23 protein-coding genes and 5 tRNA genes are annotated in these 23,048 nt (G+C 70.3%); 13 read left to right on the forward strand and 15 right to left on the reverse strand.

What is annotated here, in order from left to right; genetic code table 11:
* Positions 1-589: 589 nt before the first annotated feature.
* Positions 590-820, forward strand: coding sequence for a helix-turn-helix transcriptional regulator (locus tag QSK31_RS16940; protein ID WP_285684969.1), 231 nt, complete (start codon positions 590-592; stop codon positions 818-820).
* A gap of 362 nt (positions 821-1,182) precedes the next feature.
* Here QSK31_RS16940 and QSK31_RS16945 read toward each other — a convergent pair.
* The 3 genes from QSK31_RS16945 to QSK31_RS16955 form a co-directional block, all read right to left on the reverse strand.
* A tRNA-Arg gene (locus tag QSK31_RS16945) sits at positions 1,183-1,258 on the reverse strand.
* Positions 1,259-1,558: 300 nt separating this feature from the next.
* Positions 1,559-2,410, reverse strand: a complete 852-nt coding sequence (locus QSK31_RS16950; protein WP_285684970.1) for an SCO6745 family protein — start codon at positions 2,408-2,410, stop codon at positions 1,559-1,561.
* A 54-nt stretch (positions 2,411-2,464) separates the two neighbouring features.
* A complete protein-coding gene (locus QSK31_RS16955) occupies positions 2,465-3,949 on the reverse strand; it encodes a dienelactone hydrolase family protein (protein WP_285684971.1) in 1,485 nt (494 codons plus the stop codon).
* Between the two features lie 80 nt (positions 3,950-4,029).
* On the opposite strand from QSK31_RS16955, the gene QSK31_RS16960 reads away from it, so the two are divergent.
* Positions 4,030-4,413 (forward strand): VOC family protein, encoded by a 384-nt coding sequence (locus QSK31_RS16960; RefSeq protein WP_285684972.1) that lies wholly within the window; start codon positions 4,030-4,032, stop codon positions 4,411-4,413.
* A gap of 123 nt (positions 4,414-4,536) precedes the next feature.
* Here QSK31_RS16960 and QSK31_RS16965 read toward each other — a convergent pair.
* From QSK31_RS16965 to QSK31_RS16985, 5 genes are all read right to left on the reverse strand, one after another.
* A tRNA-Val gene (locus tag QSK31_RS16965) sits at positions 4,537-4,609 on the reverse strand.
* 2 nt (positions 4,610-4,611) lie between these two features.
* Positions 4,612-4,686: transfer RNA gene (locus QSK31_RS16970), tRNA-Met, on the reverse strand.
* 1 nt (position 4,687) lies between these two features.
* A tRNA-Lys gene (locus QSK31_RS16975) sits at positions 4,688-4,760 on the reverse strand.
* Positions 4,761-4,769: 9 nt separating this feature from the next.
* Positions 4,770-4,842 (reverse strand) — tRNA-Trp (locus QSK31_RS16980).
* A 156-nt stretch (positions 4,843-4,998) separates the two neighbouring features.
* Complete coding sequence (locus QSK31_RS16985) at positions 4,999-5,685, reverse strand: hypothetical protein (RefSeq protein ID WP_285684973.1); 687 nt, start codon at positions 5,683-5,685, stop codon at positions 4,999-5,001.
* Between the two features lie 171 nt (positions 5,686-5,856).
* Between QSK31_RS16985 and QSK31_RS16990 the strand changes: the two genes are divergently transcribed.
* Together QSK31_RS16990 and QSK31_RS16995 are read left to right on the forward strand one after the other, a co-directional pair.
* Complete coding sequence (locus tag QSK31_RS16990) at positions 5,857-6,654, forward strand: SAM-dependent methyltransferase (RefSeq protein ID WP_285684974.1); 798 nt, start codon at positions 5,857-5,859, stop codon at positions 6,652-6,654.
* Between the two features lie 308 nt (positions 6,655-6,962).
* Positions 6,963-7,211 carry a hypothetical protein gene (locus QSK31_RS16995; RefSeq protein ID WP_285684975.1) on the forward strand — a complete coding sequence of 83 codons (249 nt, stop codon included), beginning with the start codon at positions 6,963-6,965 and terminating at the stop codon, positions 7,209-7,211.
* On the opposite strand, the gene QSK31_RS17000 is transcribed toward QSK31_RS16995, so the two are convergent.
* The gene (locus tag QSK31_RS17000; protein ID WP_285684976.1) at positions 7,170-8,129 is read right to left on the reverse strand and encodes a Bug family tripartite tricarboxylate transporter substrate binding protein; all 960 of its coding nucleotides are present in this window, start codon (positions 8,127-8,129) and stop codon (positions 7,170-7,172) included. The two genes, QSK31_RS16995 and QSK31_RS17000, sit on opposite strands and share 42 nt — an antisense overlap.
* A gap of 77 nt (positions 8,130-8,206) precedes the next feature.
* Here QSK31_RS17000 and QSK31_RS17005 point away from each other — a divergent pair, with 77 nt between their 5' ends.
* The 8 genes from QSK31_RS17005 to QSK31_RS17040 all read left to right on the forward strand — a co-directional run bounded on the left by QSK31_RS17005 (position 8,207) and on the right by QSK31_RS17040 (position 17,713).
* Positions 8,207-9,766 (forward strand): sensor histidine kinase, encoded by a 1,560-nt coding sequence (locus QSK31_RS17005; RefSeq protein WP_285684977.1) that lies wholly within the window; start codon positions 8,207-8,209, stop codon positions 9,764-9,766.
* Entirely contained in the window at positions 9,763-10,635 is an 873-nt protein-coding gene (locus QSK31_RS17010; protein ID WP_285684978.1) for a response regulator, read from the forward strand. The genes QSK31_RS17005 and QSK31_RS17010 overlap by 4 nt, the downstream gene beginning before the upstream one ends.
* Before the next feature lie 245 nt (positions 10,636-10,880).
* The gene (locus QSK31_RS17015) at positions 10,881-11,894 is read left to right on the forward strand and encodes a Bug family tripartite tricarboxylate transporter substrate binding protein (protein WP_285684979.1); all 1,014 of its coding nucleotides are present in this window, start codon (positions 10,881-10,883) and stop codon (positions 11,892-11,894) included.
* Positions 11,891-12,376 (forward strand): tripartite tricarboxylate transporter TctB family protein, encoded by a 486-nt coding sequence (locus QSK31_RS17020; protein ID WP_285684980.1) that lies wholly within the window; start codon positions 11,891-11,893, stop codon positions 12,374-12,376. The genes QSK31_RS17015 and QSK31_RS17020 overlap by 4 nt, the downstream gene beginning before the upstream one ends.
* Positions 12,373-13,923, forward strand: a complete 1,551-nt coding sequence (locus tag QSK31_RS17025) for a tripartite tricarboxylate transporter permease (protein ID WP_285684981.1) — start codon at positions 12,373-12,375, stop codon at positions 13,921-13,923. Before QSK31_RS17020 ends, QSK31_RS17025 begins: the two co-directional genes overlap by 4 nt.
* Before the next feature lie 1,037 nt (positions 13,924-14,960).
* The gene (locus QSK31_RS17030) at positions 14,961-15,626 is read left to right on the forward strand and encodes an NUDIX domain-containing protein (protein WP_285684982.1); all 666 of its coding nucleotides are present in this window, start codon (positions 14,961-14,963) and stop codon (positions 15,624-15,626) included.
* 3 nt (positions 15,627-15,629) lie between these two features.
* Positions 15,630-16,181: a UCP032817 domain-containing protein gene (locus QSK31_RS17035; protein ID WP_285684983.1), complete on the forward strand. Its 552-nt coding sequence runs from the start codon at positions 15,630-15,632 to the stop codon at positions 16,179-16,181.
* 23 nt (positions 16,182-16,204) lie between these two features.
* Positions 16,205-17,713 carry an alpha/beta hydrolase gene (locus QSK31_RS17040; RefSeq protein WP_285684984.1) on the forward strand — a complete coding sequence of 503 codons (1,509 nt, stop codon included), beginning with the start codon at positions 16,205-16,207 and terminating at the stop codon, positions 17,711-17,713.
* Here the strand turns inward: QSK31_RS17040 and QSK31_RS17045 are convergent.
* From QSK31_RS17045 to QSK31_RS17055, 3 genes are all read right to left on the reverse strand, one after another.
* Positions 17,700-18,248, reverse strand: coding sequence for an OsmC family protein (locus tag QSK31_RS17045; RefSeq protein WP_285684985.1), 549 nt, complete (start codon positions 18,246-18,248; stop codon positions 17,700-17,702). The genes QSK31_RS17040 and QSK31_RS17045 overlap by 14 nt on opposite strands.
* Positions 18,245-19,366, reverse strand: a complete 1,122-nt coding sequence (locus QSK31_RS17050; protein ID WP_285684986.1) for an NAD(P)/FAD-dependent oxidoreductase — start codon at positions 19,364-19,366, stop codon at positions 18,245-18,247. The genes QSK31_RS17045 and QSK31_RS17050 overlap by 4 nt, the downstream gene beginning before the upstream one ends.
* A gap of 108 nt (positions 19,367-19,474) precedes the next feature.
* Positions 19,475-20,350 carry a LysR family transcriptional regulator gene (locus QSK31_RS17055; protein WP_285684987.1) on the reverse strand — a complete coding sequence of 292 codons (876 nt, stop codon included), beginning with the start codon at positions 20,348-20,350 and terminating at the stop codon, positions 19,475-19,477.
* Positions 20,351-20,420: 70 nt separating this feature from the next.
* On the opposite strand from QSK31_RS17055, the gene QSK31_RS17060 reads away from it, so the two are divergent.
* Entirely contained in the window at positions 20,421-20,792 is a 372-nt protein-coding gene (locus QSK31_RS17060; RefSeq protein WP_285684988.1) for a YybH family protein, read from the forward strand.
* A gap of 85 nt (positions 20,793-20,877) precedes the next feature.
* Here QSK31_RS17060 and QSK31_RS17065 read toward each other — a convergent pair whose 3' ends face one another.
* Genes QSK31_RS17065 through QSK31_RS17075 form a run of 3 tightly spaced genes read right to left on the reverse strand, consistent with a single transcriptional unit; the run spans position 20,878 to position 23,038 of the window.
* Positions 20,878-21,822 (reverse strand): quinone oxidoreductase family protein, encoded by a 945-nt coding sequence (locus QSK31_RS17065; protein WP_285684989.1) that lies wholly within the window; start codon positions 21,820-21,822, stop codon positions 20,878-20,880.
* The gene (locus QSK31_RS17070; protein WP_285684990.1) at positions 21,819-22,178 is read right to left on the reverse strand and encodes a hypothetical protein; all 360 of its coding nucleotides are present in this window, start codon (positions 22,176-22,178) and stop codon (positions 21,819-21,821) included. The genes QSK31_RS17065 and QSK31_RS17070 overlap by 4 nt, the downstream gene beginning before the upstream one ends.
* Entirely contained in the window at positions 22,175-23,038 is an 864-nt protein-coding gene (locus QSK31_RS17075) for a DODA-type extradiol aromatic ring-opening family dioxygenase (RefSeq protein ID WP_285684991.1), read from the reverse strand. The genes QSK31_RS17070 and QSK31_RS17075 overlap by 4 nt, the downstream gene beginning before the upstream one ends.
* Positions 23,039-23,048 lie beyond the last annotated feature (10 nt).

Consider the following 23,048-nt stretch of genomic DNA (forward strand, 5'->3'; position numbering starts at 1 on the left):
GGAACTCGGCTACCTGAGCCCGGACGAATACGAGACCGCCTGGCACACCCAGACCGAGCCAGATAACCTCACCCCTGCCCCGACCGGAAGCAGGTAACCACCGCTCCGTCGAAACGGGGGGAACTCATAACCGAACACCCTGCGTGATGCCAGGCTAGCGCCGCCGAAAGCGTACTCGGATATGAACTCACACAGTCCCCATACGACAGTCGACGTCCATGTCGACCCGAGCCTTCACCGGCGAGGTCGGCGGTAGAGCGTATGCGCGACACTCTCACGCCGACTGGCTCCTACATGCAGCGATGATGCTCAGCATCGAACGGCGTCGAAGTTGACGCAACGACTGTTGAGCTTCGTCGGCACGTGTCTCGGTTGACTAGCTGTCTGAGGCTGTCCCGGCCTATGTCGGTGCTGCCGTACAGGACTCAGACGAGAGTTCGGGCCCCATTCGAGGTCAGTGACCGGGTTAGCCGCAGACAGCTCCCGCGAATGAAAAGTTCGGGGAACAATGATCATCATTGAATAATCAGAAGACCCGAGCCTCACTCTGCCCTGATTGAGTAGCGGCTACTTGCAACCTGGGTGAACGGTGATCGATTTGCGAACAGAGCCCGGTAAGACGGCGGCCGACGAGCTCCTGACGCTCGAAGAGGTTGCCGAAATCTTCAAGGTTCCATCGGCCACGATACGAAAATGGCGGGCCAACCGTGAAGGGCCTCCTGGCTTCCGTGTAGGAAAATATGTCCGCTTCAGGCGATCGCAGGTCGACAAGTACATTGCCGACATGGAGGCGCGCCAGCGCGAGACTGACGGTCTCTAACCCGTCGACGGTCCGGTTTCTCAAGAAACGCATTACTCCCGCCAGCGGCGGCTGGGCTCTGCCGGGCGAGAACTTAAGCGTCTCAACGCCGTCGGCCTCTCGACTCGGGTCACTCGCATTGCCGCGCTGTTCCAGCTCGCCGCCGAACTGCCGACTGGCGTGCTGGCCCGTTGCCTGGGCATCGACATCAGCAGTGCCGTCACATGGCAACGCGCATTCTTGTTGCGCGGTGGCCCTAGCTGTCGTCTACGTCGCCGACCGGGTTGTGCAATGTCGATGGCGGCTGAAACTGACTCTCCCGGATGCCCGCCACAGAGCGCGGCTCCGAACATTGGATGGCCGATGCCGGGGCTCGGTCGAGGTGGTGGCCCAGGCGCGAATCGAACGCGCGACACCCGCTTTAGGAGAGCGGTGCTCTATCCCCTGAGCTACTGGGCCCTGCCAGCAGGGTACCAGTGCGTCCCGGACGCCACCGCAAGGCCGTCCGGCACGACTCGACCATGCCGTCGGCGTGCCAGGAACGTGCCACAAGTACCGGAAAATACCGCCCGAGGACGATCGACGATGAGCATCGATGAATAGCTATCTATGCTGCTCAAAGCGGACTTTTGCGCGCTGACCAGGGGTTCTGTGGCGCACGACACACGGTTTAGGAAACCGATGCTCTATCCCCTAGCTACGAGGGCGTTCCGGCCATGTGTTATCTACCAGCGCAAACGCGAAGCTGCCCGGGCGGCCCTACTGCGACCCCGCGGCCGCCAGCTTCGCGGTGAGGGGCTCGAGCTCGGCGATCAGCTCGTCGAGCTCGGCGGGCGTGAGGGCGTCGTACGGCGGGGCGGCGAGCTCGTCGGTCAGGGCCTCGATGCGTTGCCGGGTCGCCCGGCCGGCGTCGGTGAACCGGCCGTCGGCGTCGACGATCCCGCGCTCGCGCAACCCGTCCATGGCCTCGGCCAGCCGCTCCTTCGGCAGGTGATGGACGCGCCCGAACGACTCCGCCGGGTAGATGCCCATGGCCAGCGCGCTGAGCATGTGAGCCTCCGTGCCGCCGATGTTCGCGCCGACCAGTGCGGCGACGTGGCCGTCGCCGCGGTGCTCGCGCAGCATGTTCGCGGAGTGCCACAGCCGGGCGACCGGGTCGCTCGGAACCGGGACGGTGCGTAGTCCGGCGTACATCACCCGGCCCGCGGTGGGCGCGCTCGTCGCGGCCTTGGTGATCAGATCGGCGGCGCGGGCGAGGCCGGGGGAGCCGGCCAGCTCGTCGCCGAGGATCCGCCGCACGGAGGCCGCGCTGCCCCGCTCCCGTGCGGCGAGGGACGCCTCGGGCGGGATCTTCTCCCACGCGCTCGGGATGTGCCGCGCGGCCTCGCCCTCGGCGAAGCTGTAGAAGGCCGCGTGCACGACCTGCGCGGGCACCCGGCCCAGCGGCGCGGCACGGCTGGCGAAGTAGCCGTCCCAGTAGGTGCGGTGGCCGAGCGCGGCCATCTCCTCGTTGCACTCGTCGGCCATGTAGGTGACCAGGCAGATCGGCTCCAGCAGCTCGAACATGCGACGGGCGAGCGCTTGGCGGGTGGTGAGCACGTGGGATTCCATATCCCCTCCACGATCGGGCAGCCCGGGATCCGACAGGTCCAGGAAGAAGTTTGTTCACCCGAGGGGCAGCGCGGTCGCGATCGGCCATGCGACGACCAGCGAACCCACGAGCGCGATGAGCCACGGCGGCGCCGAGAACCGGTGCAGCATCGCACTCCAGATTGCCTGCCACAGCGACAGGATCGCGAGCAGTGGTACGACCAGCAGCAGAAAGCTGGACGTCAGACCGACCACTGCCGCCCAGGTCAGGGCGATGACCGCGACCGCCGAGGCGGCGAGCACGCCGACGCTGTCGCCGGTGGCGACCCGTTCGGTGGCGTAGGCGAACAGGGCGAAGCCGGCCCAGACCACGGGAAGCAGCCACCATCGGTCACCCACGGGAAGCGCGTGGGTGAGACCCAGATGCAGGGGTACGGCGATCGCGGCCGCCGCGTACCCGATGAGAACGATCGCGGCGACCGCCAGGCGCAGCGGTCCCGCCTCCGTCCGCGGCGGGCCCACCGGGAAGATCGGGCCGCGCCACCGCAGATAGCCGAGGATCCCCAGCCCGGCGGTGGCGGTGAAGCCGACGATGTATCCGCCGAGGGCCAGCGGCAGATCCCGGCTCGGCAGCACCGCCGCGAGGAGCGCGGCGATCGCCGTGGCCGCGGCGGCCAGCACGGCGATGTAGCCGACCTGCCGGGGCAGCCTGCGCGGCCAGGAACCGTGGGCCGGACCGAACAGCAGTCGTGCGAGCGGATACAGCCCGGCCAGCAGCGACAGCAGCAGGATCGCGGCGCCGCCGACCCGGCGCAACGGAGACGGCATCGCCGGATCGGTGGAACTGTCGCCCAGCCAGACGGCGATCTCACGATGGGCGCGTGGCGCGTACAGGATGGAGATGTGCTCGACGCCGGGCACCACCACCATTGACCGGTCCGCGCCGCGCGCCGCACGGTCGGCCTCGGCGTGGAACGCCGGGAACTCGAGCCCTCCGACGAGCAGCAGCAATCGTCGCGGCCGGTCCGGCGACACCGTCGACGCGTCCGGCAGCGACATCGCCACGGTCGCGGTGATCTCCGGATGCGCCACCGCGTACCGGGTGACCGCCGTCGCTCCCATCGAGTGGCCGACCAGCGCCACCCGGCCCGGGTCGACATCCGGCAGACTCCGCAGGTGCCTCAGCGCGGTGCCGAGGTCGCCCTGCAGCGCCTCGGTGGACGCTCCGGTGCTCGCGGCCCTGTCCGGGAGGTGCCGCCGGTTCGCCCCGTGCCCGGTGAAGTCCAGCAGCACCACGACATGGCCGCGGGCAGCCAGCGAGTCACCGAGCTGCGCCATCAGCACCGCCGAACCGGCAAAACCGTGCGCGATGACGACTGCCGGCCGGTGCCGACCAGCAACGATCGGAGGGTGCACCTCATCGAGCGGCACCCCGTCGACCACCACGTGCCGGCGCTCCGCCCGCCCGCCCGCGCCGACCGTCAACCACACCCCGGCGCCCGCCGTGACCAGCACGACCAGCAGCAGCACGAGGGCCGGACTCCGGCGGGCGAGATGCATGACAGTCTGCCGACCAGCCCTTCCGCGGCACTCCCTACTGAACGCTGAGCAAGATACCGGGAACCGGGTATGAAGAGCACATGCCGTTGCGTACGCGAAGCAGTTGGTGGGGTGTGACCTTGGATGCGCCGGACGGGGCCGCTCTGGGGCGGTTCTATGCGGCGCTGCTCGGCTGGGAATATTTCCCGGGGGACGACGGGGGCGCCTCGGTCGCGCCGTCCGCGGATGCCGGGTACAACCTGGGGTTCCAGACCGAGAAGCACTACGTACGCCCGGTCTGGCCGGCCACGCCCGGTGAGCCGCAGATGTCGATGCACCTCGAGCTGCAGGTCGATGACCTGGAGGAGGCCGTCGCGTTCGCGGTCAGGCTGGGCGCCGAGCCGGCCGGGTTTCAGCCCCAGGAGACGGTCCGGGTGATGCTGGATCCGGCCGGTCACCCGTTCTGCCTCTACCTGGGCGACTGACTCAGTACTCCCAGACTCCCAGCCGGCGTACGTGAGCGGCAGCCTCCGGTCGATGTACCGGCTCTTCGCGGCCGAGCGCGACCATTCCGAGGATCCGCGCGCCGGCAGGTCGCCGGACTGATGTGTTCCGACCTGGACTTGAACCAGGGACCTCCGCCGTGTCGAGGCGGCGCTCTACCGACTGAGCCACCGGAACGGGAGCGGGAGCCGGATTCGAACCGGCGACCTCGGGCTTATGAGGCCCGCGAGCACTCCGAACTGCTCCATCCCGCAGTGCGCCGTACAGGACTTGAACCTGTGACAAGCCGCTTAAGAGGCGGCTGCTCTACCAACTGAGCTAACGGCGCGAAGAATCGCACGGGCAGCAGGACTCGAACCTGCAACCTTCGGTTTTGGAGACCGGTGCTCTGCCAATTGAGCTACGCCCGTAGAAGGGGAAGGCGCTAGGCGCACCACCGGTGCCAGGGCTTTCGAACGATGCACGACACGGCGGTACTCCTTTCCTCCGTCAGGACGGGCAGATGGCCCGTCGGCGTCGGATCACAGTGTGCGTGATCGCGCCGGCGGGCCGCCATTCATTTACCGTCAGTCGAGCGCGGGCAGTTTCGACGGGCCGTTGTCGACGAAGGAGTAGGTCGTCTCCAGCGGCGAGTCGCCGAGTTCCTGGGCGATCAGGCCGTACTTGCTGAAGATCTGCAGGAAGGCGCCGTCGTTCGAGATCGCGTACGTCGGGTCGCCCTCGGAGTCCTTCTTCTTCTGTTCCGTGATCGTGAACAACTGGCCGCCCCGGGACGTGTCGCAGGCCGCGGCGACGACGGTCAGCGGGTTGCTGCCGTTGCTCTTGACGCCCAGGCAGGAGGGCTCGCCGCCGGCGCCGGCCTTGGCGGTCTTGATCTGGAACTTGTCGCCGACCGGGGTGAACACGAACAGCCCGTGCTCGGCCTCGCCGTCGGTGGTGCTCAGCCGGCCCTTGGCGTCGACCACGACGATCGACTCGTAGCTCGGGTTCGGCTTGATCACGACCTGACGCTTGCCGGCCAGGATGTCGCCCCTCTTGGGGGGCGTGTCGGCCTTCTTCGTGGTCGGTTTGCTTGACGGCACCGGAGTGGCGTCGTCGCTGGGGGTGTCCGCACTGGGAGCGTCGGCACTGGGAGCGTCGGCACTGGGGGCCGGGCCGGCGACGGGCTGGCCGGCACTCGTGCAGGCCTGCTGGGTGAGCACCAGGCCGGCGGCCAGGACACCGAACAGAACAGTGGAGCGACGAGCCTTCACGAGATCTCCTCCAGACCGGCGGGCTTCCGACCTCACCCATGCTGTCGATCTCCCGGTGCCCGCGCCCCTGCTCCGGCAAACCGTGGCACGAACCGGGGAGGCCTGTTCGGCGGCCCGAACCTGGCCGAACGGAAGATCACTGTGGACACGATGACTGCTAGCCTGCGTTCCATGGCCGGACCGGACCCTGATCTCGCCGCCTCGCTGCAGGCGGACGTGCCGCACGCCGCGCGGATCTGGAACTACTGGATGGGTGGCAAGGACAACTTCGCCGCCGACCGGGCCGCCGGCGACGCCGTGGTGACGGTCTACCCCGAGATCGCCGATATGGCGCGTACGTCCCGGACTTTCCTGATCCGGGCGGTTCGCTACCTCGCCGCCGAGGTGGGCATCCGGCAGTTCCTGGACATCGGCACCGGCCTGCCGACCATGCAGAACACGCACCAGGTGGCGCAGGGCATCGCCCCCGAGTCGCGGATCGTCTACGTCGACAACGACCCGATGGTGCTGGTGCACGCCCGCGCGCTGCTGGCCGGCTCCACCACCGAGGGCCTGACCACCTATGTCGACGCCGACTACCACGACCCGGAGAAGATCCTGGCCGCGGCCGGTGAGTCGCTCGACCTGACGCAGCCGGTGGCGATCATGTACATGGGCGTGCTGGGTTACGAGCCCGACCCTGAGGTGATCCGGGCGATCGTCGGCACCACGGTGCGTGCCGCCGCCCCGGGCAGCCACCTGGTCCTGTGGGACGGCACCAACACCAGCAAGTCGGTGGTGGACGGCGCCGACAAGCTGGCCGAGAGCGGTGGCGTGCCGTACATCCTGCGCAGCCCCGACGAGATCGCCTCCTTCTTCGGCGGGCTGGAGCTCGTCGAGCCGGGCCTGACCCAGATCACCCAGTGGCGGCGCGGCGACGACCCGGACGAATACATCGACGCGTACGGCGCGGTGGCTCGCAAGGGCTAGTCGCCCGACTAGCATTCACACCGTGACGGTACGACTGGTCGGTGCCCGGGAAATCCGTTCCATGCTCGCCCCGATCGGGCGGCGACGCTTCTACAAGCTGGCCCGGCGCCGCGACTTCCCGGCCGCGGTGGCGACGCTCGCCCAGGGCCGGCTGTGGCCGGCCGAGGAGGTCGAGACGTGGATAGCAACCCATCGCCGCAGGCCGACCTCGGGCCGATCGTGGAGAGCGTCAACCGGGCGGCCGACGACGCGAGGCGCCGTTTCGGGTCGTGACCCCGACGGCGAAGGACGTCGGGCATGATGGGTGCATGGACATCGTGTTGACGATCCTGGTCGTCACCGCCGTGTTCGGCGCGGTCCTGCTGGCGCTGGTGTGGCTGGCGCGCCGCGTGCGCCGCAGCGGTTCCGCCGCTCACGTGATGGGCCCGATAGACCTGATCTACAACCCGGGTGCCGCCCGCTGGCGTCCCGAGGTCGAGCAGCACGAGCAGCGCATCGAGCCGTCCGCGGGCGACTCAGCCGGGCGCCGGCAACGCCAGCCGCTGCAGGACCCGTGACACCCGGTCGTCCTCTGCGGCCAGGAACGCCCCGAACTCGTCGCCGCCCAGGTAGGCCGCCGTCCACCCGAACCTCTTGCGCGCCGCCGCCCACGCGCGCGATTTGTCCAATCTGTCGATCACGGTGTGCAGGTCCGCCCGGCCGGTTCCGGACAGCCCCGGCGGCGCCACCAGCCCGCGCCAGTTGTTGAAAACCACATCAAGACCGGCATCGCGTACGGTCGGAGCCGGCAACTGGGGCACCGGCTCCGCACTGGTCACCGCCAGCGCCCGGAGCTGACCCGACTCGATCTGATCCGCGTACTCACTCAACCCGGACATCGCGAAATCCACCTCGCGCCGCAGAATCGCCGCGAGCAGGTCACCGCCGCCGTCGTGCCGCTGGTATCGGACCCGCGCCGGCGGCAGGCCGACCGCCTCGGCGAGCAGCATCGTGGCCAGGTGATCCGGCCCGCCCGCGAGAGATCCGCCACCGATCGCCGTGCCGGCGGGATCGGCCCGCCAGTCGGCGATCAGTTCGTCCAGCGACCCGTACGGTGAATCGCGCTGCACCACCAGCACCGCCGGCTCCTGCACCAGCCGCGCGACCGGCGTGGTGTCCCGCAGCCGGACCCGCGCGTCCGCCGTGATCTGCGCGCCGACCAGCCCCAGCCCCATCAGCATGAGCAGCCGCTCGTTGCCACGCTCGTAGGCGAGCCGCCGCAACCCGACCACCCCACTCGCCCCGGGCAGGTTGAACACCTCGACGCCGCGCGCGATGCCGCCCGAGTCGAGGGCCGCGGCCAGCACCCGGGCGGTGATGTCATATCCGCTGCCCGGCGGGTTGGGCACCATGATCCGCAGATCGGCGTCGTCGTCCCCGGCGCACCCGGCGAGCGCGAGCGCCAGCGCGCCGCCCAGAACACTCCGCCGTCGCATGGCAGACAGCCAAGCACAATCAGCCCGGTTATCCACAGGCCCTTTCCCCGAACCGGATCACCAAGCACCATGGGCGCATGCGCCAACGCCTGTCGCTCGCCGGCCAGCTGCTGATGATGCAGCTGGCCATCGTGCTGCTGGTCGTGGTCGCCGTGGCGGCGGTGTCGATCGCCGAGGCGGATGCCGCGTTCCGGCGGGTCGAGGGCGAGCGCCTGCGGTCGGTGGGGGAGAACACGGCGATCAACAGCACGGTCCGGCTCGGCCTGGGCGACCCGGGGGCCGGGCGGGACGTGCTGGAGACCGTGGCGGAGAGCGCGCGGGCCGTCTCCGGTGCGTCCTATGTGGCCGTCACCGACGCGACCGGCACGATCGTGACCGGCCCCGACGCCGGCCGGCGGGCGCCGATGGGTGCGAGCACCGGCCTGTCCGGCCGGTCCTGGGTCGGCGTGCTCGACGAACCCAAGCAGCTGGTCGCGCACGTCCCGGTGCTGGCCGAGAAGGACGGCCGGTTCATCGGCATGATCATCGTCGGGCGGGCCTATCCCACGCTGGTCGGCCAGCTCGGCAGCGCCGTGCCCAACCTCCTGATCTACCTGGTGCTGGGCGCTGTGGTCGGGGTCGGCGGCTCGCTGCTGCTGGCCCGCCGGGTGAAACGGCAGACGCTCGGCATGGAGCCGCGGGAGATCTCCGGGCTGGTCGAGCACCGCGAGGCGATGCTGCACGGCATCAAGGAGGGCGTGATCGGCACCGACTCGGCGCACCGGGTGACCCTGGTCAACGACGAGGCGATCCGGCTGCTCGGCCTGCGCGCCGACGCGGTCGGCCGGGCCCTGCCCGACCTGGGGCTGGAGCCGGCCCTGCTGGACGTGCTGACCGGCAAGTCGGCCGGCGTCGACCAGGTGGTGCTCAGCGACGACCGGGTGGTCGTGCTCAACCGGCAGCCGGTGGTGATGCGCGGGCGCGACGTCGGCTCGGTGACCACGCTGCGCGACCGTACCGAGATGACCGCGCTGCGCCGCGAGCTCGACGTCAGCCGGCACACCACCGACACGCTGCGGGCGCAGGCGCACGAGTTCGTCAACCGGCTGCACACCATCGCCGGGCTGGTCGAGCTGGGCGAGCACGAGGAGGTGGTCCGCTACATCACGCGGACCAGCGAGCTGCACGAGAGCCTGGACCGCGAGGTCACCCGGGTGATCCGCGACCCCGCCCTGGCCGCGCTGCTGATCGCCAAGGCGAGCCTGGCCGCCGAACAGCACGTCACCCTGACCATCGGCGACGCCACCGACCTGCCGGCCGTCGACGAGCGGCTCTCCACCGACCTGGTCACCGTGGTCGGCAACCTGGTGGACAACGCCTTCGACGCGGTGCGCACCGGCGGCGAGATCACGGTCACGGTGCGCGCCGAGGGCGATGAGGTTGTGGTGACGGTGACCGACACCGGCTCCGGCGTCGCCCCCGAGCTGGCCGAGCGGGTCTTCCAACAGGGCTACAGCACGAAGGGCGAGGAGGACGGCCACCACGGCCTGGGCCTGGCGATGATCCGCCTGATCTGCGTGCACCGCGGCGGCACGGTCTCGGTGGAGGGCTCGACGTTCACGGCACGGCTGGGCCACGCGCTGGAGGCGGTCCCGTGATCCGGGTCCTGGTCGTCGACGACGACTTCATGGTGGCCAAGGTGCATCGCGGCTTCGTCGACCGCGTGCCCGGCTTCACCACGATCGGCGTCGCCCACACCGGCGCCGACGCCTTGGCCATGGCCGAGGCACAACGCCCCGACCTGGTCCTCCTGGACATCTACCTGCCCGACATCTCCGGCCTCGAGGTCCTGCGCCGCCTCCGCGAAAAGCCCACCCGAGCCACCGACTCCGGCTCCGGCGGCGACGGCCCGGGCGGTCCCGGTCCCGGCGGCGATGGCCCGGGCGGCCCGGGCGGCTCCGGCGGCTCCGGCGGCGTTGGCGGCTCCGGCGGCGACGGCCCGGGTGGCCTCTCCGGCCGAGGCGGCTTCGGTGGCGGGTCTGACCGTGGCGGGTCTGACCGTGGTGGGCCTGACGGCGGCGGGCCTGACGTTCTTGCGGTCACGGCGGCCCGGGATGTCGGCACGGTCCGGTCGGCCCTGCACGGCGGCGTGGTCCACTACGTCCTGAAGCCCTTCACCTTCGACGTCCTGCGCGACCGGCTGGAGCGTTACGCCGACGCCTACGGCCGGCTCTCCTCCGCGCGCGACGTGGCGCAGTCCGATGTGGACGACCTCTTCGTGGCGTTGCGCACCACCCCGAAGTCGTTGCCCAAAGGCCTGACGGAAGACACCTCGGCGCTGATCGCGGCGGCCATGCGCTCCTATGACGGCGACCTGTCGGCAGGCGAGTGCGCCGAGCGGATCGGCCTCTCCCGCGTGAGCACCCGCCGCTACCTCGAGCACTTCGTCGAAACCGGAAAGGCCGAGGTCCGCCTCCGCTACGGCTCAGCCGGTCGCCCCCAGCGCCGCTACCGCTGGATCACCTGACCCGTCGCGCGAGCCATCGCCAGTCAGCTCGCGATCAAACGCCATGACCCCTCTCGCGAGGCGGGCCCCTCTCGTGATCAGGCGGGCCGCTCTTGCGATCAAACTTCACAGCCCGAGCCGGTCAAAAGAAGGGGTCGGTCTTTGGTTTCTAAATGACCAAAAGAACCATCGCCTTCGGAAGGGTGACCGGTGTCACTGCGGGCGTGCAGCATCTGCGAAACGAACTCGTAACCTGAGGAGCGGTCGTGAAGCGTGCGGTGGCGGTGGCTGTGTCCGCGATGCTGGTTTCCGGTGCGCTGGCCGGGTGTGAGCGGGATTCGCCGGGGGCCGCGAACGGCAGCGGGCCGGTCAAATACCCGACCAAGACGGTGCAGCTCATGGTGCCCGCGGCTCCCGGTGGGGGCTGGGATCTGACCGGGCGCACCATGCAGAAGGCGTTCACCGACGGGAAGCTCATCGACCAGTCCGTCGAGGTCTACAACGTCACCGGCGCGGCGGGGACCATCGGGCTGGCGCAGCTCGTGTCCAAGAACAACGGCGACCCGCACCACCTGATGGTGATGGGCCTGGTCATGGTCGGCGGTGTCGTCTCCAACAAGTCGCCGGTCAAACTGGACCAGGTCACGCCGATCGCGACGCTCACCGCCGAGCAGGAAGTGATCGTGGTGCCGGCGAACTCCAAGTATCAGACGCTCAAGCAGCTGATGGATGACGCCAAGGCCAGCCCCGCGTCGATCAACTGGGGTGGCGGCTCGGCCGGTGGCACCGACCAGATTCTGATCGGGCTGCTCGCCAAGGCGGCCGGCGCCGACCCCAAAGCGATGAAGTACGTGGCCTACTCGGGTGGCGGCGAGTCGAAGGCCGCGCTGCTCGCGGGCGACCTGACCGCTGCCGTGTCGGGGCAGAGCGAGTTCAAGGACCTGGTCTCGTCGGGCAAGGTGCGGGCGCTCGCGGTGTCCGGCGCCAAGGGTGTGGACGTCGGCGGTGGCTCGCCGGCCAAGACGATCAAGGACGAGGGGTACGACGTCGAGCTGATGAACTGGCGCGGCATCGTAGCTCCGCCGGGGGTCGACGAACCCACCCAGCAGGCGATCACCGCCATGATCGACAAGCTGCACACGTCCGAGCAGTGGAAGGCGACCCTGGCCGATCAGGGCTGGGAGGACTTCTACAAGAGCGGTGCGGACGCGAAGGCCTACTTCACCAGTGAGAACCAGCGGATCACCGGGGTGCTCACCGAAATCGGGCTCGGCGGATGACCGCCGAGTCCGAACCGGAGCGGGGGCCTGTCGCCGGCCGCCGCTCCGGCTGGGTCCTGCCGGCCGCGTTGCTACTCGTCGGGATCGGCTTGCTGATCGCGGCGGTCAACGCGGCCGGCGGTGACTTCAGCCCGCAGGGCCCTCGGCTCGCGCCGGTGCTGGTCACCGGCGGGTGGGTGGTGATCGCCGCGCTCTACCTGGTGCGGTACCGCCACCAGAACTCCGAGAAGGACGACGAGGAGCCGGCCGGCTGGAAGGCCCCGCTCGGTGTCGTCGGCTGTCTGGTCGGCTTCGCGATCATTCTCGAGTACGCCGGCTTCGTGGTCTCCGCGTTCCTGTTCATCATCGCGGTGTCCCGGGTGCTGGGTAGCCGCAGCCTGGTGCGTGACGTGATCGTCGCGGTGGTGCTGCCGCTCGCCGTCTACTTCGCCTTCACCCGCCTCCTCGAGATCTTCCTGCCGGCGGGAGTGTTCCCGCTGTGAACGTCTTCGGTGACCTGCTGTCCGGCTTCGCGACGGTCCTCCAGCCCGAATACCTGCTGTACGCGATCATCGGCGTCACGCTGGGCACGTTCGTCGGGGTGCTGCCGGGCATCGGGCCGGCGCTGACCATCGCGCTGCTGCTGCCCGTCACGTTCAGCCTGGACGACCCGATCGGCACGTTCATCATGTTCGCCGGCATCTACTACGGCGCGATGTACGGCGGCTCGACCACGTCCATCCTGCTCAACACGCCCGGCGAGTCGGCGTCGGTGGCCACCGCGATCGAGGGCTACCAGATGGCCCGCCGTGGCCGGGCGAAGGCGGCGCTGGCCACCGCGGCGATCGGCTCGTTCGTCGCCGGCACCATCTCGACGCTGCTGCTCAGCCTGTTCGCCGAGCCGGTCGCCAAGCTGGCCACCACGTTCCGGGCCTCCGACTACTTCGCGCTCGCGCTGCTCGCCATGGTCGCGGTCACCGCGCTCGTCGGCCGGTCACTGCTCCGCGGCCTGCTCTCGCTGATGCTCGGGTTGTTCTTCGGGCTGGTCGGCATCGACGGGCTCACCGGTCAGGCACGCTTCACCTTCGGTACGACCGAACTGCTCGAAGGCATCGACGTGGTGGTGGTGATCGTCGGCCTGTTCGCGATCGGCGAGACCCTGTACGTGGCGTCGCGTCTGCGATGGCTGCCGACGACCGTGGAGCCGATCCAGCCGGGGACGCCCACGTTGAGCCGGGACGACTGGCGGCGCTCGTGGGGTCCGTGGCTGCGCGGCACAGCGCTCGGATTCCCGTTCGGCGCGCTGCCGTCCGGCGGGGCGGACGTGCCGACGTTCCTGTCGTACACGTACGAGAAGCACCGCTCGAAGAACAAGGCCGAGTTCGGCAAGGGCGCGATCGAGGGTGTCGCCGGTCCCGAGGCGGCCAACAACGCGGCCTTCTCCGGCGTGCTGGTGCCGCTGCTCACGCTGGGCATCCCGACGTCGGCGACCGCGGCGGTCATGCTGGCCGCGTTCCAGATCTTCAACCTGCAGCCCGGCCCGCAGCTCTTCGACCAGAACGCGGAGCTGGTCTGGGCGTTGATCGCCTCGCTCTACGTCGGCAACGTGCTGCTCCTGGCGCTCAACCTCCCGCTGATCCGGGTGTGGGTCAAGGTCCTTCAAATTCCCAGACCGATTCTGTACGCGGGGATTCTGGTCTTCGCCACACTCGGCGTCTACGCGGCGACGGGCAGCATCAACCAGGTCTTCATCGCGTACGCCGTGGGGGTGATCGGCTTCGGCATGCGGCACTTCGACTTCCCGATCGCGCCGGTGATCCTCGGGCTGATCCTCGGCCCGATGATGGAGATGCAGTTCCGCCGCGCGTTGCTGGTGTCCAACGGCGACATGACGGTCTTCGTGACCCGCCCGCTCACCGTGATCCTGCTGGCCCTGGCCGTGGTGGCGCTGCTCGTGCCCTACCTGCCGCGGATCATCGCGCGGCTCCGAGGCCGCAGCGGCGACGACGCGGGCGAGCCGAAGAAGCTCGTCTTCGCCGAGGACGACTGACTCTTTCCTCGATGCGTGCGGGCGGTCCCCCCGCCGCCCGCACGCGCCCCTCATTGGCTCTGCTTACCTGGACGCATCGCTGGTCACGTGACTAGAGACTTTTCGCGGTGGAGGTCTGGCAAGGGTTCGCGTTGCCGGGTCTTTCCGGCGTCTGCCCCTGCTGCCGGCGCTTGCGCGAGGGGCGGGGTCGGGCTGGGTTGCCGGGCGCGGGTCGGGCCGGGTTGCCGGGCGCGGGGTCGGGCCGGGTTGCCAGGCGGCCGGGGTGCCCACTCACGGTGGTAGCCGCCACTCGCGGTGGTAGCCGGAGACGACGGTGGTAGCCGCCACTCGCGGTGGTAGCCGGAGACGACGGTGGTAGCCGAAGGCGCTGTCCCGCCCGGCTGAGCGCTCCTGGCTACCACGCGCGCGGACGGTGGTAGCTCAGCACGGTATTTCGGCCGAAATACCGTGCTGGCCAACCACTGCGTGCCTGGTCCTACCACTCGCGCCTGCTCCTACCACCGACCGCGCCCGGCCACGGCCGCGAGCGGCGGCAGCGACGGTGAGTGGGCAGCCCGGGGGCCTGGCGGACCCGACCGCGCCCGGCCACGGCCGCGAGCGGCGGCAGCGACGGTGAGTGGGCACCCGGGCGTCTGGAATGCCGACCGGACCCCGCGCCGGGCGTGAGCGGCGGCAGCGACGGTGAGTGGGCACCCGGGCGCCTGGAAAGCCGACCGGACCCCGCGCCGGGCGTGAGCGGCGGCAGCGAGCGCGAGCGGGCACCCCGGCGCCTGGCACACCCGGCGAAAGCGCCAAGTGCACACGGCCTGGCCAGACCTCAACCCCGAACGGTGTTCAGCTCTAGTCACGGTCGCCGCTCTGCTTACCTATACGCATCACGGGTGCCATCGGCGGGGCTGGGGCCCTGGCGTGCGCCGCCGGGAACAACCCGGCGGCGGCGCGCGGAGCGGGACCGGCGACGGCGGCCGGCTGAGGGGCGGGACTCTGCTGTGCGCGTACCTCAGCATGGGTTGGAAAGATCAACGTAGGGTGGCGGCATGGGGGTGCCAGGGGTTGATGTCCCGGATCATCGGGGGCGGCTGGGGCTCGATCGGGCCGGGCTGGAGCTCGATCGGAACGCGGATGTCGTGGTCAAGCGGGTCGAGCTGCTCGCCAGTGGGTGGCATGTGCTGCGCCGGACGACCTACGACTATCGGCACGGTGACGGGTCGTGGAGTTCGGAGAGCCGGGAGACGTACGACCGGGGGAACGGCGCGACGATCCTGCTCTACGACCTGACGCGGGAGACCGTGCTGCTGGCGCGGCAGTTCCGCTATCCGGCCTATGTCAACGACCACCCGGACGGGATGCTGCTCGAGACGGCCGCCGGGCTGCTCGACGACGACGACCCGGAGACGGCGATCCGGCGCGAGGCGGCCGAGGAACTCGGCGTCGAGGTCGGCGAGCTCGAGCACGTGTTCGACGTCTACATGAGTCCGGGATCGGTGACCGAGCGGCTGCACTTCTACGCGGCGCCGTACGAACCGGGCAGCCGGACGACCGCCGGCGGTGGGCTGGCCGACGACGGTGAGGACATCGCGGTCGTCGAGCTGCCGTTCAAGGAGGCGCTCGCCATGTGCCACGACGGGCGGATCGCCGACGCCAAGACCATCATGTTGCTCCAATGGGCGGCTGTCGGGGGACCGTTCTCCGGCGCACACTGAGGCATGGTTTTCGCGTCCCGGCGGGTGGCCGCCGTTGATCTGTACGTGTTCCCGGCCGGTGTGCGGCAGCGCGTCTCCGCGGCCCGCCCGGCCTTGACCGAGGCGCAACTGGCCACTGTGGAGACCGCGGCCAGGCAGTGGTTCCGGCTCTTCGCGCGACGCCCCTCGTCCTCCCTGGCGGTGCCGTCGGTGCTGGTCGGCGACTGGTGGCGGGAGTTCGTCCGGCACGAGCGGGAGTACGCGGCGTTCGTCGAAGCCGCGGTCGGCCGGGCCCTGCCCTACTCCGACGTGGCCGGGACTGTCGCGGCCACGTACCGGGAGGCCCGGCGGGACGAGAAGGCCGACCTGCCGCTGATCTTCCGGGTGGACCAGGAGGCCGGGGTGCCGGATGCGCGGCGATACCTTGCCGACTGTGGCGGGCGCGGCCAGTGCTTCGACGTTCCGGGCGCGGTCTGCCTCCAGCACCTCGGCGGACCGGGTCGCGCCACCCGAGGAGACTTCAAAGGACCGCCCGGAGCTGTCGACCTAGGTAGTGACATTGGTGGCGGACTCTGACACCGGGGCGTTAGGTTGCCTGTGTGACCTGGGCTTTTGAGGATCTGGAGATTGATCCGGACGCTGTCGAGCTGCGCCGCGCGGGCGTGCGGGTGCCCGTCGAGCCTCAGGTCTTCGAGGTGCTGGCCTACCTCGTCGCGCACCGGGACCGGGTGGTGTCCAAGGAAGAGCTGATGGACCAGGTCTGGGGCGGCCGGTTCGTCAGCGAGTCGGCCGTGACCAGCCGGATCAAGCAGGGCCGCCAGGCGATCGGCGACAACGGGCAGGCGCAGCGGCTGATCCGGACCGTGCACGGCAAAGGCTACCGGTTCGTCGGCACGGTTCGTGACGGTGCGGCGTCACCCGCGCCGCGACATGAGCCGGTCGGCTACGCGGAGAGTGACGGGCTGCAGATCGCCTACCAGGTCACCGGCGGCGGGCCACGGGACATCGTGCTGGTCGCCGGCTTCGTGTCCCACCTCGAACTGGACTGGGCGGACCCGCGCCACGCCGCCTTCCTCGACCGGCTGGGCGGGCTCGGCCGGCTGATCCGCTTCGACAAGCGTGGCACCGGGCTCTCCGACCGGCCGCGGGACGTCCCCGACCTGGAGACCCGCATGCACGACCTGCTGGCCGTGATGGACGCGTCCGGCTCGGGGCGGGCGGTGCTGTTCGGCTACTCCGAAGGCGGGCCGATGGCCGCGCTGCTGGCGGCGATGTACCCGGAGCGGGTCGAGGCGCTCGTCCTCTACGGCTCCTATGCGAAACGTGAGCGGTCCGACGACTACCCGTGGGCGCCGACCCGGGAGGAACGGCAACGCTACGTCGAACGGCTCGCCGTCGAATGGAGTTGGGAGGCGGACATGCGGGTGATGGCGCCGTCCGCCGACGACGCGATGGCGCGGTGGTGGGGCCAGCGGGCGCGGGCCGCGGCCACCCCGTCGACGGTACGGGCGCTGATCGCCATGAACACCCTGGTCGACGTCCGGGACGCGCTGCCGTCGGTTCGCGTGCCGACGCTGGTCCTGCACCGCCGCGGCGATCGGGACAGCCGCCCCGAGGAGGGCCGCTACCTGGCCGAACATATTCCCGGTGCGCGTTTCGTCGAGCTGCCCGGCGCCGACCACTTCGTGGCGATCGACTCCCACCAGATCCTCGACCCGATCGCCGCGTTCCTGACGTCCCTCGGCCCGACGCGGCCACCCGACCTGGCATTACGGGCGGTGCTCGCGATCCGCGGCACCGTCCCGCCGCTGGCCGTGCCGGTGACGCGCACCCCGGCGGGCGTGCCCGTCGCGATCTACGACGGGCCGGCCACCGCGATCCGCGACATGCTGACCAAGCCACTCGGAGACGCCCGGCTCGGCCTGCACATCGCGGAGATCGCCAGGGATGGCGCAGTGGTCTCCGGTCCCGGGGTCGACGAGGCGGTACGCCTGGCCTCGCTCGCGGCGCCCGGTCACTTCCTCGCCTCGGTGACCGTCCGTGACCTGGTGGCGGCCTCCGGGATCGCCCTGGTGGCCGCCGGCGACGGCGTGTTCAGCCGGCCTTGACCTGGATCTCCACCGGGACGCCGTTGGTGAGCACGTCAAGCACCGCCGACCGCTTGCCCGACTGGGTGACCAGCGCGGCGAGCTGCTCCGGCGAGGCGTCACCACGGACCTCGAAGGTCACCCGGATGCCCTGGTAGCCGTTGCGGACCTCGCTGTTCAGGCCCAGGATGCCCTGCAGGTCGATGTCGCCCTCCACGGTGGACGTCACCTCGGACAGCGGGATGCCCCGCGCCGCGGCGATGTTCGCCAGGCCGCTGGTCAGGCAGGCGGCCAGCGCGTGCAACAGGAACTCGACCGGGGTGGGCCCCTGGTCGGAGCCGGTCAGGACGGGCGGGTGGTCGGCGTCGTACTCGTGGTCGACGGCCCGGACATGCTCCTGGCCGGCGCCGGAGTAGCCGTTGATCGTGGACCGGTTGTGCGTGCCGCTGACCCAGCGGTTGCGGGCCCGGAACTGGAATTGGGCCAGCTCAGGCTGCGCCTGCACCGCGCCGATCGTGGCGAACAGGGTGCTCGTGTCGACTCCGTTGACGGTCATACCAATTCTCCTTGGGGTAGGGCTTCTTTTTGGGGTAGGGCGGCCAGCATCGTGGCCTCCTCGTCGAGGACGCGGCCGAGTCGCCGCTGCAGTTCGGTGAAGCGCGCCGGCTCCGGGAACCGGGTCATGTCACGGGTGATCGCGAAAACCTCCGCGGCGGCGGCATCACGCAGCCGCTCGTACTCCGGAAGGTTGTCGAGGTTGCGGGCCAGCAGCTCAGCGTCCCGGAACGCGTCCGTCATGCCGTGGCCGGTGATCGGGTCGCGGTGGTAGCCGGCGTCGCCGACCAGCGCCCAGCCCGGCCCGGTGGCGCGGCGGCGATGGTTCGGCAGGCGGGCGGCGCCGCGTACCCGGGAAGTGACGTGACCCTGCCTGACGCGGGCCGCAAGCGACGGGGAAACCTGGGCCAGCAGGTCGGCGAAGCCGGTCGTGGCCTGCGGCGCGATCGACGTCGGGCCGCACACCCAGACGCAGGATTCGCCGTCGTGCGTCGGGAAGACACCGGCGAAGGCGCCACGGCCGACGTGATACTCGAAGCCACGGTTCTCCAGCGCGGCGACGTAGACGTAGAAGGTGGCGGCGTCCGCCGGAAAGCTCTCGACGATCTCGGAGCCGACCAGGTTCGCGATCCGGGACCGCACGCCGTCGGCACCGACGGTCAGCCGCGCCGGGATGTCACCCCCGCTGGTCCGGACACCCGCGACCCGGCCGTCGCCGCCGCGCAGCGCCTCGGTCGCCGTCACGCCGGTGCGGATCGTCGCGCCGGCCTCCCGCGCGGCGCCGGCCAGAATCTCGTCGAGCAGGTAGCGTCGCGGCGCGATCAGATGGTCGACGCCCGCATGGTCCCGGATCGTGCGCACGGTCTCGTCGCCGTCCACGTTGAAAACGACCTGCCGGATCGGGGGTGCGCCGCTCGCCAGGACCGCGTCGAGCAGGCCCCAGCGGGCGAGTTGCACCACGCCGCCCCTCGCGATGCCGTGCGTGGACAGGGTGTCGGCCGGCGTCCGGGTCCGCTCGACCACGGTGACCCGCAGACCGCGCCGGGCCAGGAGCATCGCGGTCGCGGCGCCGGCACATCGGCTGCCGACCACTACGACGTCGTTCGCACGCTCGCTCATGCATCTCACGATGCTGATCAGCGCGCCGCGAACCTTGGACCTCACATGGAGAACCAGATCTCCACATCTCGTCGTCTTGGCTTTCGCCCTTGCTCAGCTTCGTCTGCCTCAGGCAGCGAAGGCGTCTCGGCAATGCCGCAGGAAGGCTGTTGCGGCCGGGCTCGGTCTCGGCCGCCAGACGACGGCCAGCAGCGCGGGCACGTCGACGTCCGCGATCGGGCGCGCGACCAGCTCCGGGAAGCCGGCGGCCATCGACCGGCTGAGCACCGCGACACCCAGCCCGCGCGCGCCGAGATCCGCGACCGCGGTGGGTGCCGACGCCTCGAGCGCGATGACCGGCCGCAACCCCGCCGCGGCGCAGGCTTGATCGAAGACGCTGCGGATCCCGGTCCCCAAAGGCAAAGACACGATGGGGTACGTACAAAGCGTCGCCAATGGCACATCCGACCGGCCGTCGAGCGGATGCCCCCGCGGCACGATGGCCGCCAGCCCCTCGCTGATGATCACCTCGGCGGAAAGCCCGTCCGGCGGCTCGCCCGCGATCCCGACCAGTGCCACGTCGGAGGTGCCGGCCCGCACGTCGGCGATCAGCACGTCCGAGTTGCTCTCCCGAAGCTCCAGCTCGACGCCCGGATGCTCGTCGTGGAAGGCGGCCAGCGCCCCGAACCACGGTTTGATCTCGCAGCCCAGCACCATGCCCGCGACGAGGCGCCCGCGAACCAGCCCGTTCACGTCGTCGACCGCGCCGCTCAGCCGCTCGGCCGCCGCGAGGGCGTCGCGTGCGTGAGGCAGCGCGGCGGCCCCCGCCCCGGTCAGTCGTGCGCTGCGCGTGGAGCGGTCGAACAACTCCGCGCCCAACTCGGACTCCAGCGCACGGATCTGCGCGCTGACCCCCGACTGGCTGATGTGCACCCGCTCGGCGGCCCGGGTGAAGTTGGCCTCCTCCGCCACCGCCACGAAGTACTCGAGCTGCCGCAGTTCCATAACCAATGATTCTAGCGACGACAAGAACTATGAGTTGGACTTGTGGATGCTCCGGGGTGACGGTGGAGTCATGAGCGAACGAGAGAAGGCCACCAAGCCCGAAGACCTCACCCGCCTGTTCGTCGAGCGCGCCAACGCCAAGGACGCCGAAGGCCTGGCGCTGCTCTACGAGGAGAACGCCGTGATGGCCTACCCGCCCGGCGAACAGACCGTGGGCCGCGCCGCCATCCAGAAGCTGTGGGAGAACGCCCTGCCGCACATGCCGGCCTTCGAGCCGGAGGAGCCCCTGCCCACCCTGATCAGCGGCGACCTGGCGTTGACGTCGACGCCGCCCAAGGACGGATCGGGCGCCCGCGCCCAGGTGGTCCGCCGCCAGCCCGACGGCTCCTGGCTGCGCGTCCTCGACCAGCCCGAGTTCACCAGCCCCGGCCGGCCCGGCTGATCGGTCGCGTTTCCCGATGCCGGGTCGTGCCCCGGGTCCGCCGGGCCGTGTTGCCCCGGCGGACGCATCCGGCAGGGGCGGGTCGTCAGAGCACCACCACCAGGCGGCGGTCGGCCTTGCCGGTGGCCTGGCGGGTCCAGGCGTCGGCGATGTCCGCGAAGGCGACCGTCTCGTAGTCGAGTGTCAGCCGGCCGCCGCGCACGTGCTCCGCGATCACGGCGACCGCGTCGGCCCGCTGCTCCTTGGTCAACTCGGTGTTCGTGTAGCCGAGCAGGCTCAAGTGCTTGCCGCGCAGCGTCGCCGAGTCGAAGGGTGCGCTCTCGCCGGCCGAGCTGCCCAGGTTGACCAGCCGTCCACCGGGCCGCAGCACGTGCATCGCCGACACCGCCGGCGCCCCGAAGACCGGGTCCACCACCAGGTCGATCGGCCCCTGCTCGGCCAGTCGCTCGTCGAAGCAGGGCTCGTCCAGCCGGACCACTGCCGATGCCCCGGCCCGCTCGGCCCGGCGCTGCGCGGCGTCCGACCGGCACTCGGCCACGACCCGGCTCGCGCCGTGCAACCTGGCGAGCTGGATCGCCGCCTGCCCGACAACCCCGCCGCCGCCGAGCACCAGCACCTGCTCGCCGGCGCGCAGGTCGCCGCGCCACGTCAACGCCATCAGCGCGGCGACCGCCGACAACCCGAGGGCGGCGACCAGACGATGGTCCACACCCTCCGGCAGCGGCACGATGTCGCCGTGCGCGGCCACCGCCCACTCGGCCATGCTGCCGTCGCCCGGACGCATGCCGGCCGACGTCGCGAACCACACCGGCGTCCCGTCATCCAGCACGCCGACGCCCTGAACGCCGGGAACATAGGGCGTCGCGGGCGCCCCGAAATACGACGTGCCGGACGCGCACAACAGGTCGAGCGGCGTGATCGAGGCGGCGGTCACGTGCACCCGGACCTCGCCGGGACCGGTCGCGGGCTCCGGGCGCTCGCTGACCAGCGGTGGCAGGCCGCAGGTGTCGATGACGGCGGCGCGCATCATGTCGCGATGTCGGGGTAGGGCAAGTCGAAGTGCTGAAGCCGCCGACCGTACGCGATCTGGTATTCCAGCGGGCCGTGGTCGCGCTCGAACATCGCGATGAACAGCGTCAGCGTCAGGAACGGGTGCGAGCCCAGCTCGAAGAGCTTCACGTGGTCGTGCGTGGTCAGCGCATCGCGTTCCTCGTCGGTGAACCGGAGCCAGGTGCTGGCCTCGCCGGTGTAGCAGTTGAGCACCGCGTTGGCGCGTTCCGCCTCCCACCAGCTCACCGTCCCGGCCGGGTCCTCGCGGTAGCGCTCCACCAGCTCGGGATCCCGGTCCACGGTGTACAGAAACTTGTTCAGCAGGTACTTGCTCATTTCGGCGCCCCGTTCGGATACCAGGTGAAGTACGCCTCCATGGTGTGGAACAGGTCGAGGCTGTCGACGTAGTCCGCTTTCGCCCCGGCGCCGGCCACGCCCATCATGAGCATGAAGTCCATGAAGCCGTGCGTGGCGTTTCCCGGTGCGTGCAGGCTGTCCAGCGTGACCTCGGAGAGACAGCCGTCCAGGTCGCCGGTGGCGATCCACTCCACGGCCCGCCGGTCGAACTCGGGGTCGGGCCCGTGCGGGCCGAACTGCCGGGGACCGCCCAGCTCCAGCGAGAGGTGGCCGGTGCCGATGATCGCCACCCGCAGGTGCGACGGCCACGACTCGACGATCTCGCGGATCGCCTCGCCCAGCTGCACGAAGCGTTTCGGCCGGGGCAGCGGCGGCGCGAAGATGTTGGTGTAGATCGGCACGATCGGCAGGTCGGCCTCCGGCCGCAGCGTGATGATCGGGCAGGTGATGCTGTGGTCGATCCGCAGCTCGTTGCTGAACGCCAGGTCGAAGTCGCGGTCGAGACCCTCGCGCAGCAAGTGGGCGGACAGATCCTCGTCGCCCTTGAGCAGCATCCGCGGCAGCCCGAACTCGCGTTCCTCGTTGTACCAGTTCGCGTCGTAGAACGGCGCCTTGCCGATGAGGAACTGCGGCATGTTGTCGAGCCAGAGCTGGTGGAAGTGGTCGGACCCGACCATCACCAGCACGTCCGGATTGGCCCGGGTGAGCGTCTCGCGGAACGCGGTGATCTTGCGTACCCACTCGTCGGCGAAGGGCGGACGGTCCTCGCCGGTGGCAGTGCTGGCGCGGTAGTAGAACGGATGATGGGTGGAGGCGATCACCGCTACGACGGTGGCCACGGCGGCTCCT

Source organism: Actinoplanes sp. NBRC 103695 (assembly GCF_030269485.1).
In the GTDB taxonomy this organism is placed as follows: Bacteria; Actinomycetota; Actinomycetes; order Mycobacteriales; family Micromonosporaceae; genus Actinoplanes.

Bases quoted from the DNA above. Each gene is read 5' to 3' on its own strand.
- QSK31_RS17070 (WP_285684990.1), bottom strand. From the start codon at position 22,178: ATGAGCAAGTACCTGCTGAACAAGTTTCTGTACACCGTGGACCGGGAT.
- QSK31_RS17000 (WP_285684976.1), bottom strand. From the start codon at position 8,129: ATGCGACGGCGGAGTGTTCTGGGCGGCGCGCTGGCGCTCGCGCTCGCC.
- QSK31_RS17020 (WP_285684980.1), top strand. From the start codon at position 11,891: ATGACCGCCGAGTCCGAACCGGAGCGGGGGCCTGTCGCCGGCCGCCGC.
- QSK31_RS17005 (WP_285684977.1), top strand. From the start codon at position 8,207: ATGCGCCAACGCCTGTCGCTCGCCGGCCAGCTGCTGATGATGCAGCTG.
- QSK31_RS16950 (WP_285684970.1), bottom strand. From the start codon at position 2,410: ATGGAATCCCACGTGCTCACCACCCGCCAAGCGCTCGCCCGTCGCATG.
- QSK31_RS17045 (WP_285684985.1), bottom strand. From the start codon at position 18,248: ATGACCGTCAACGGAGTCGACACGAGCACCCTGTTCGCCACGATCGGC.
- QSK31_RS17035 (WP_285684983.1), top strand. From the start codon at position 15,630: ATGGTTTTCGCGTCCCGGCGGGTGGCCGCCGTTGATCTGTACGTGTTC.
- QSK31_RS16955 (WP_285684971.1), bottom strand. From the start codon at position 3,949: ATGCATCTCGCCCGCCGGAGTCCGGCCCTCGTGCTGCTGCTGGTCGTG.
- QSK31_RS17050 (WP_285684986.1), bottom strand. From the start codon at position 19,366: ATGAGCGAGCGTGCGAACGACGTCGTAGTGGTCGGCAGCCGATGTGCC.
- QSK31_RS16995 (WP_285684975.1), top strand. From the start codon at position 6,963: ATGGACATCGTGTTGACGATCCTGGTCGTCACCGCCGTGTTCGGCGCG.
- QSK31_RS16990 (WP_285684974.1), top strand. From the start codon at position 5,857: ATGGCCGGACCGGACCCTGATCTCGCCGCCTCGCTGCAGGCGGACGTG.
- QSK31_RS17055 (WP_285684987.1), bottom strand. From the start codon at position 20,350: ATGGAACTGCGGCAGCTCGAGTACTTCGTGGCGGTGGCGGAGGAGGCC.
- QSK31_RS17065 (WP_285684989.1), bottom strand. From the start codon at position 21,822: ATGATGCGCGCCGCCGTCATCGACACCTGCGGCCTGCCACCGCTGGTC.
- QSK31_RS17030 (WP_285684982.1), top strand. From the start codon at position 14,961: ATGGGGGTGCCAGGGGTTGATGTCCCGGATCATCGGGGGCGGCTGGGG.
- QSK31_RS17060 (WP_285684988.1), top strand. From the start codon at position 20,421: ATGAGCGAACGAGAGAAGGCCACCAAGCCCGAAGACCTCACCCGCCTG.
- QSK31_RS16960 (WP_285684972.1), top strand. From the start codon at position 4,030: ATGCCGTTGCGTACGCGAAGCAGTTGGTGGGGTGTGACCTTGGATGCG.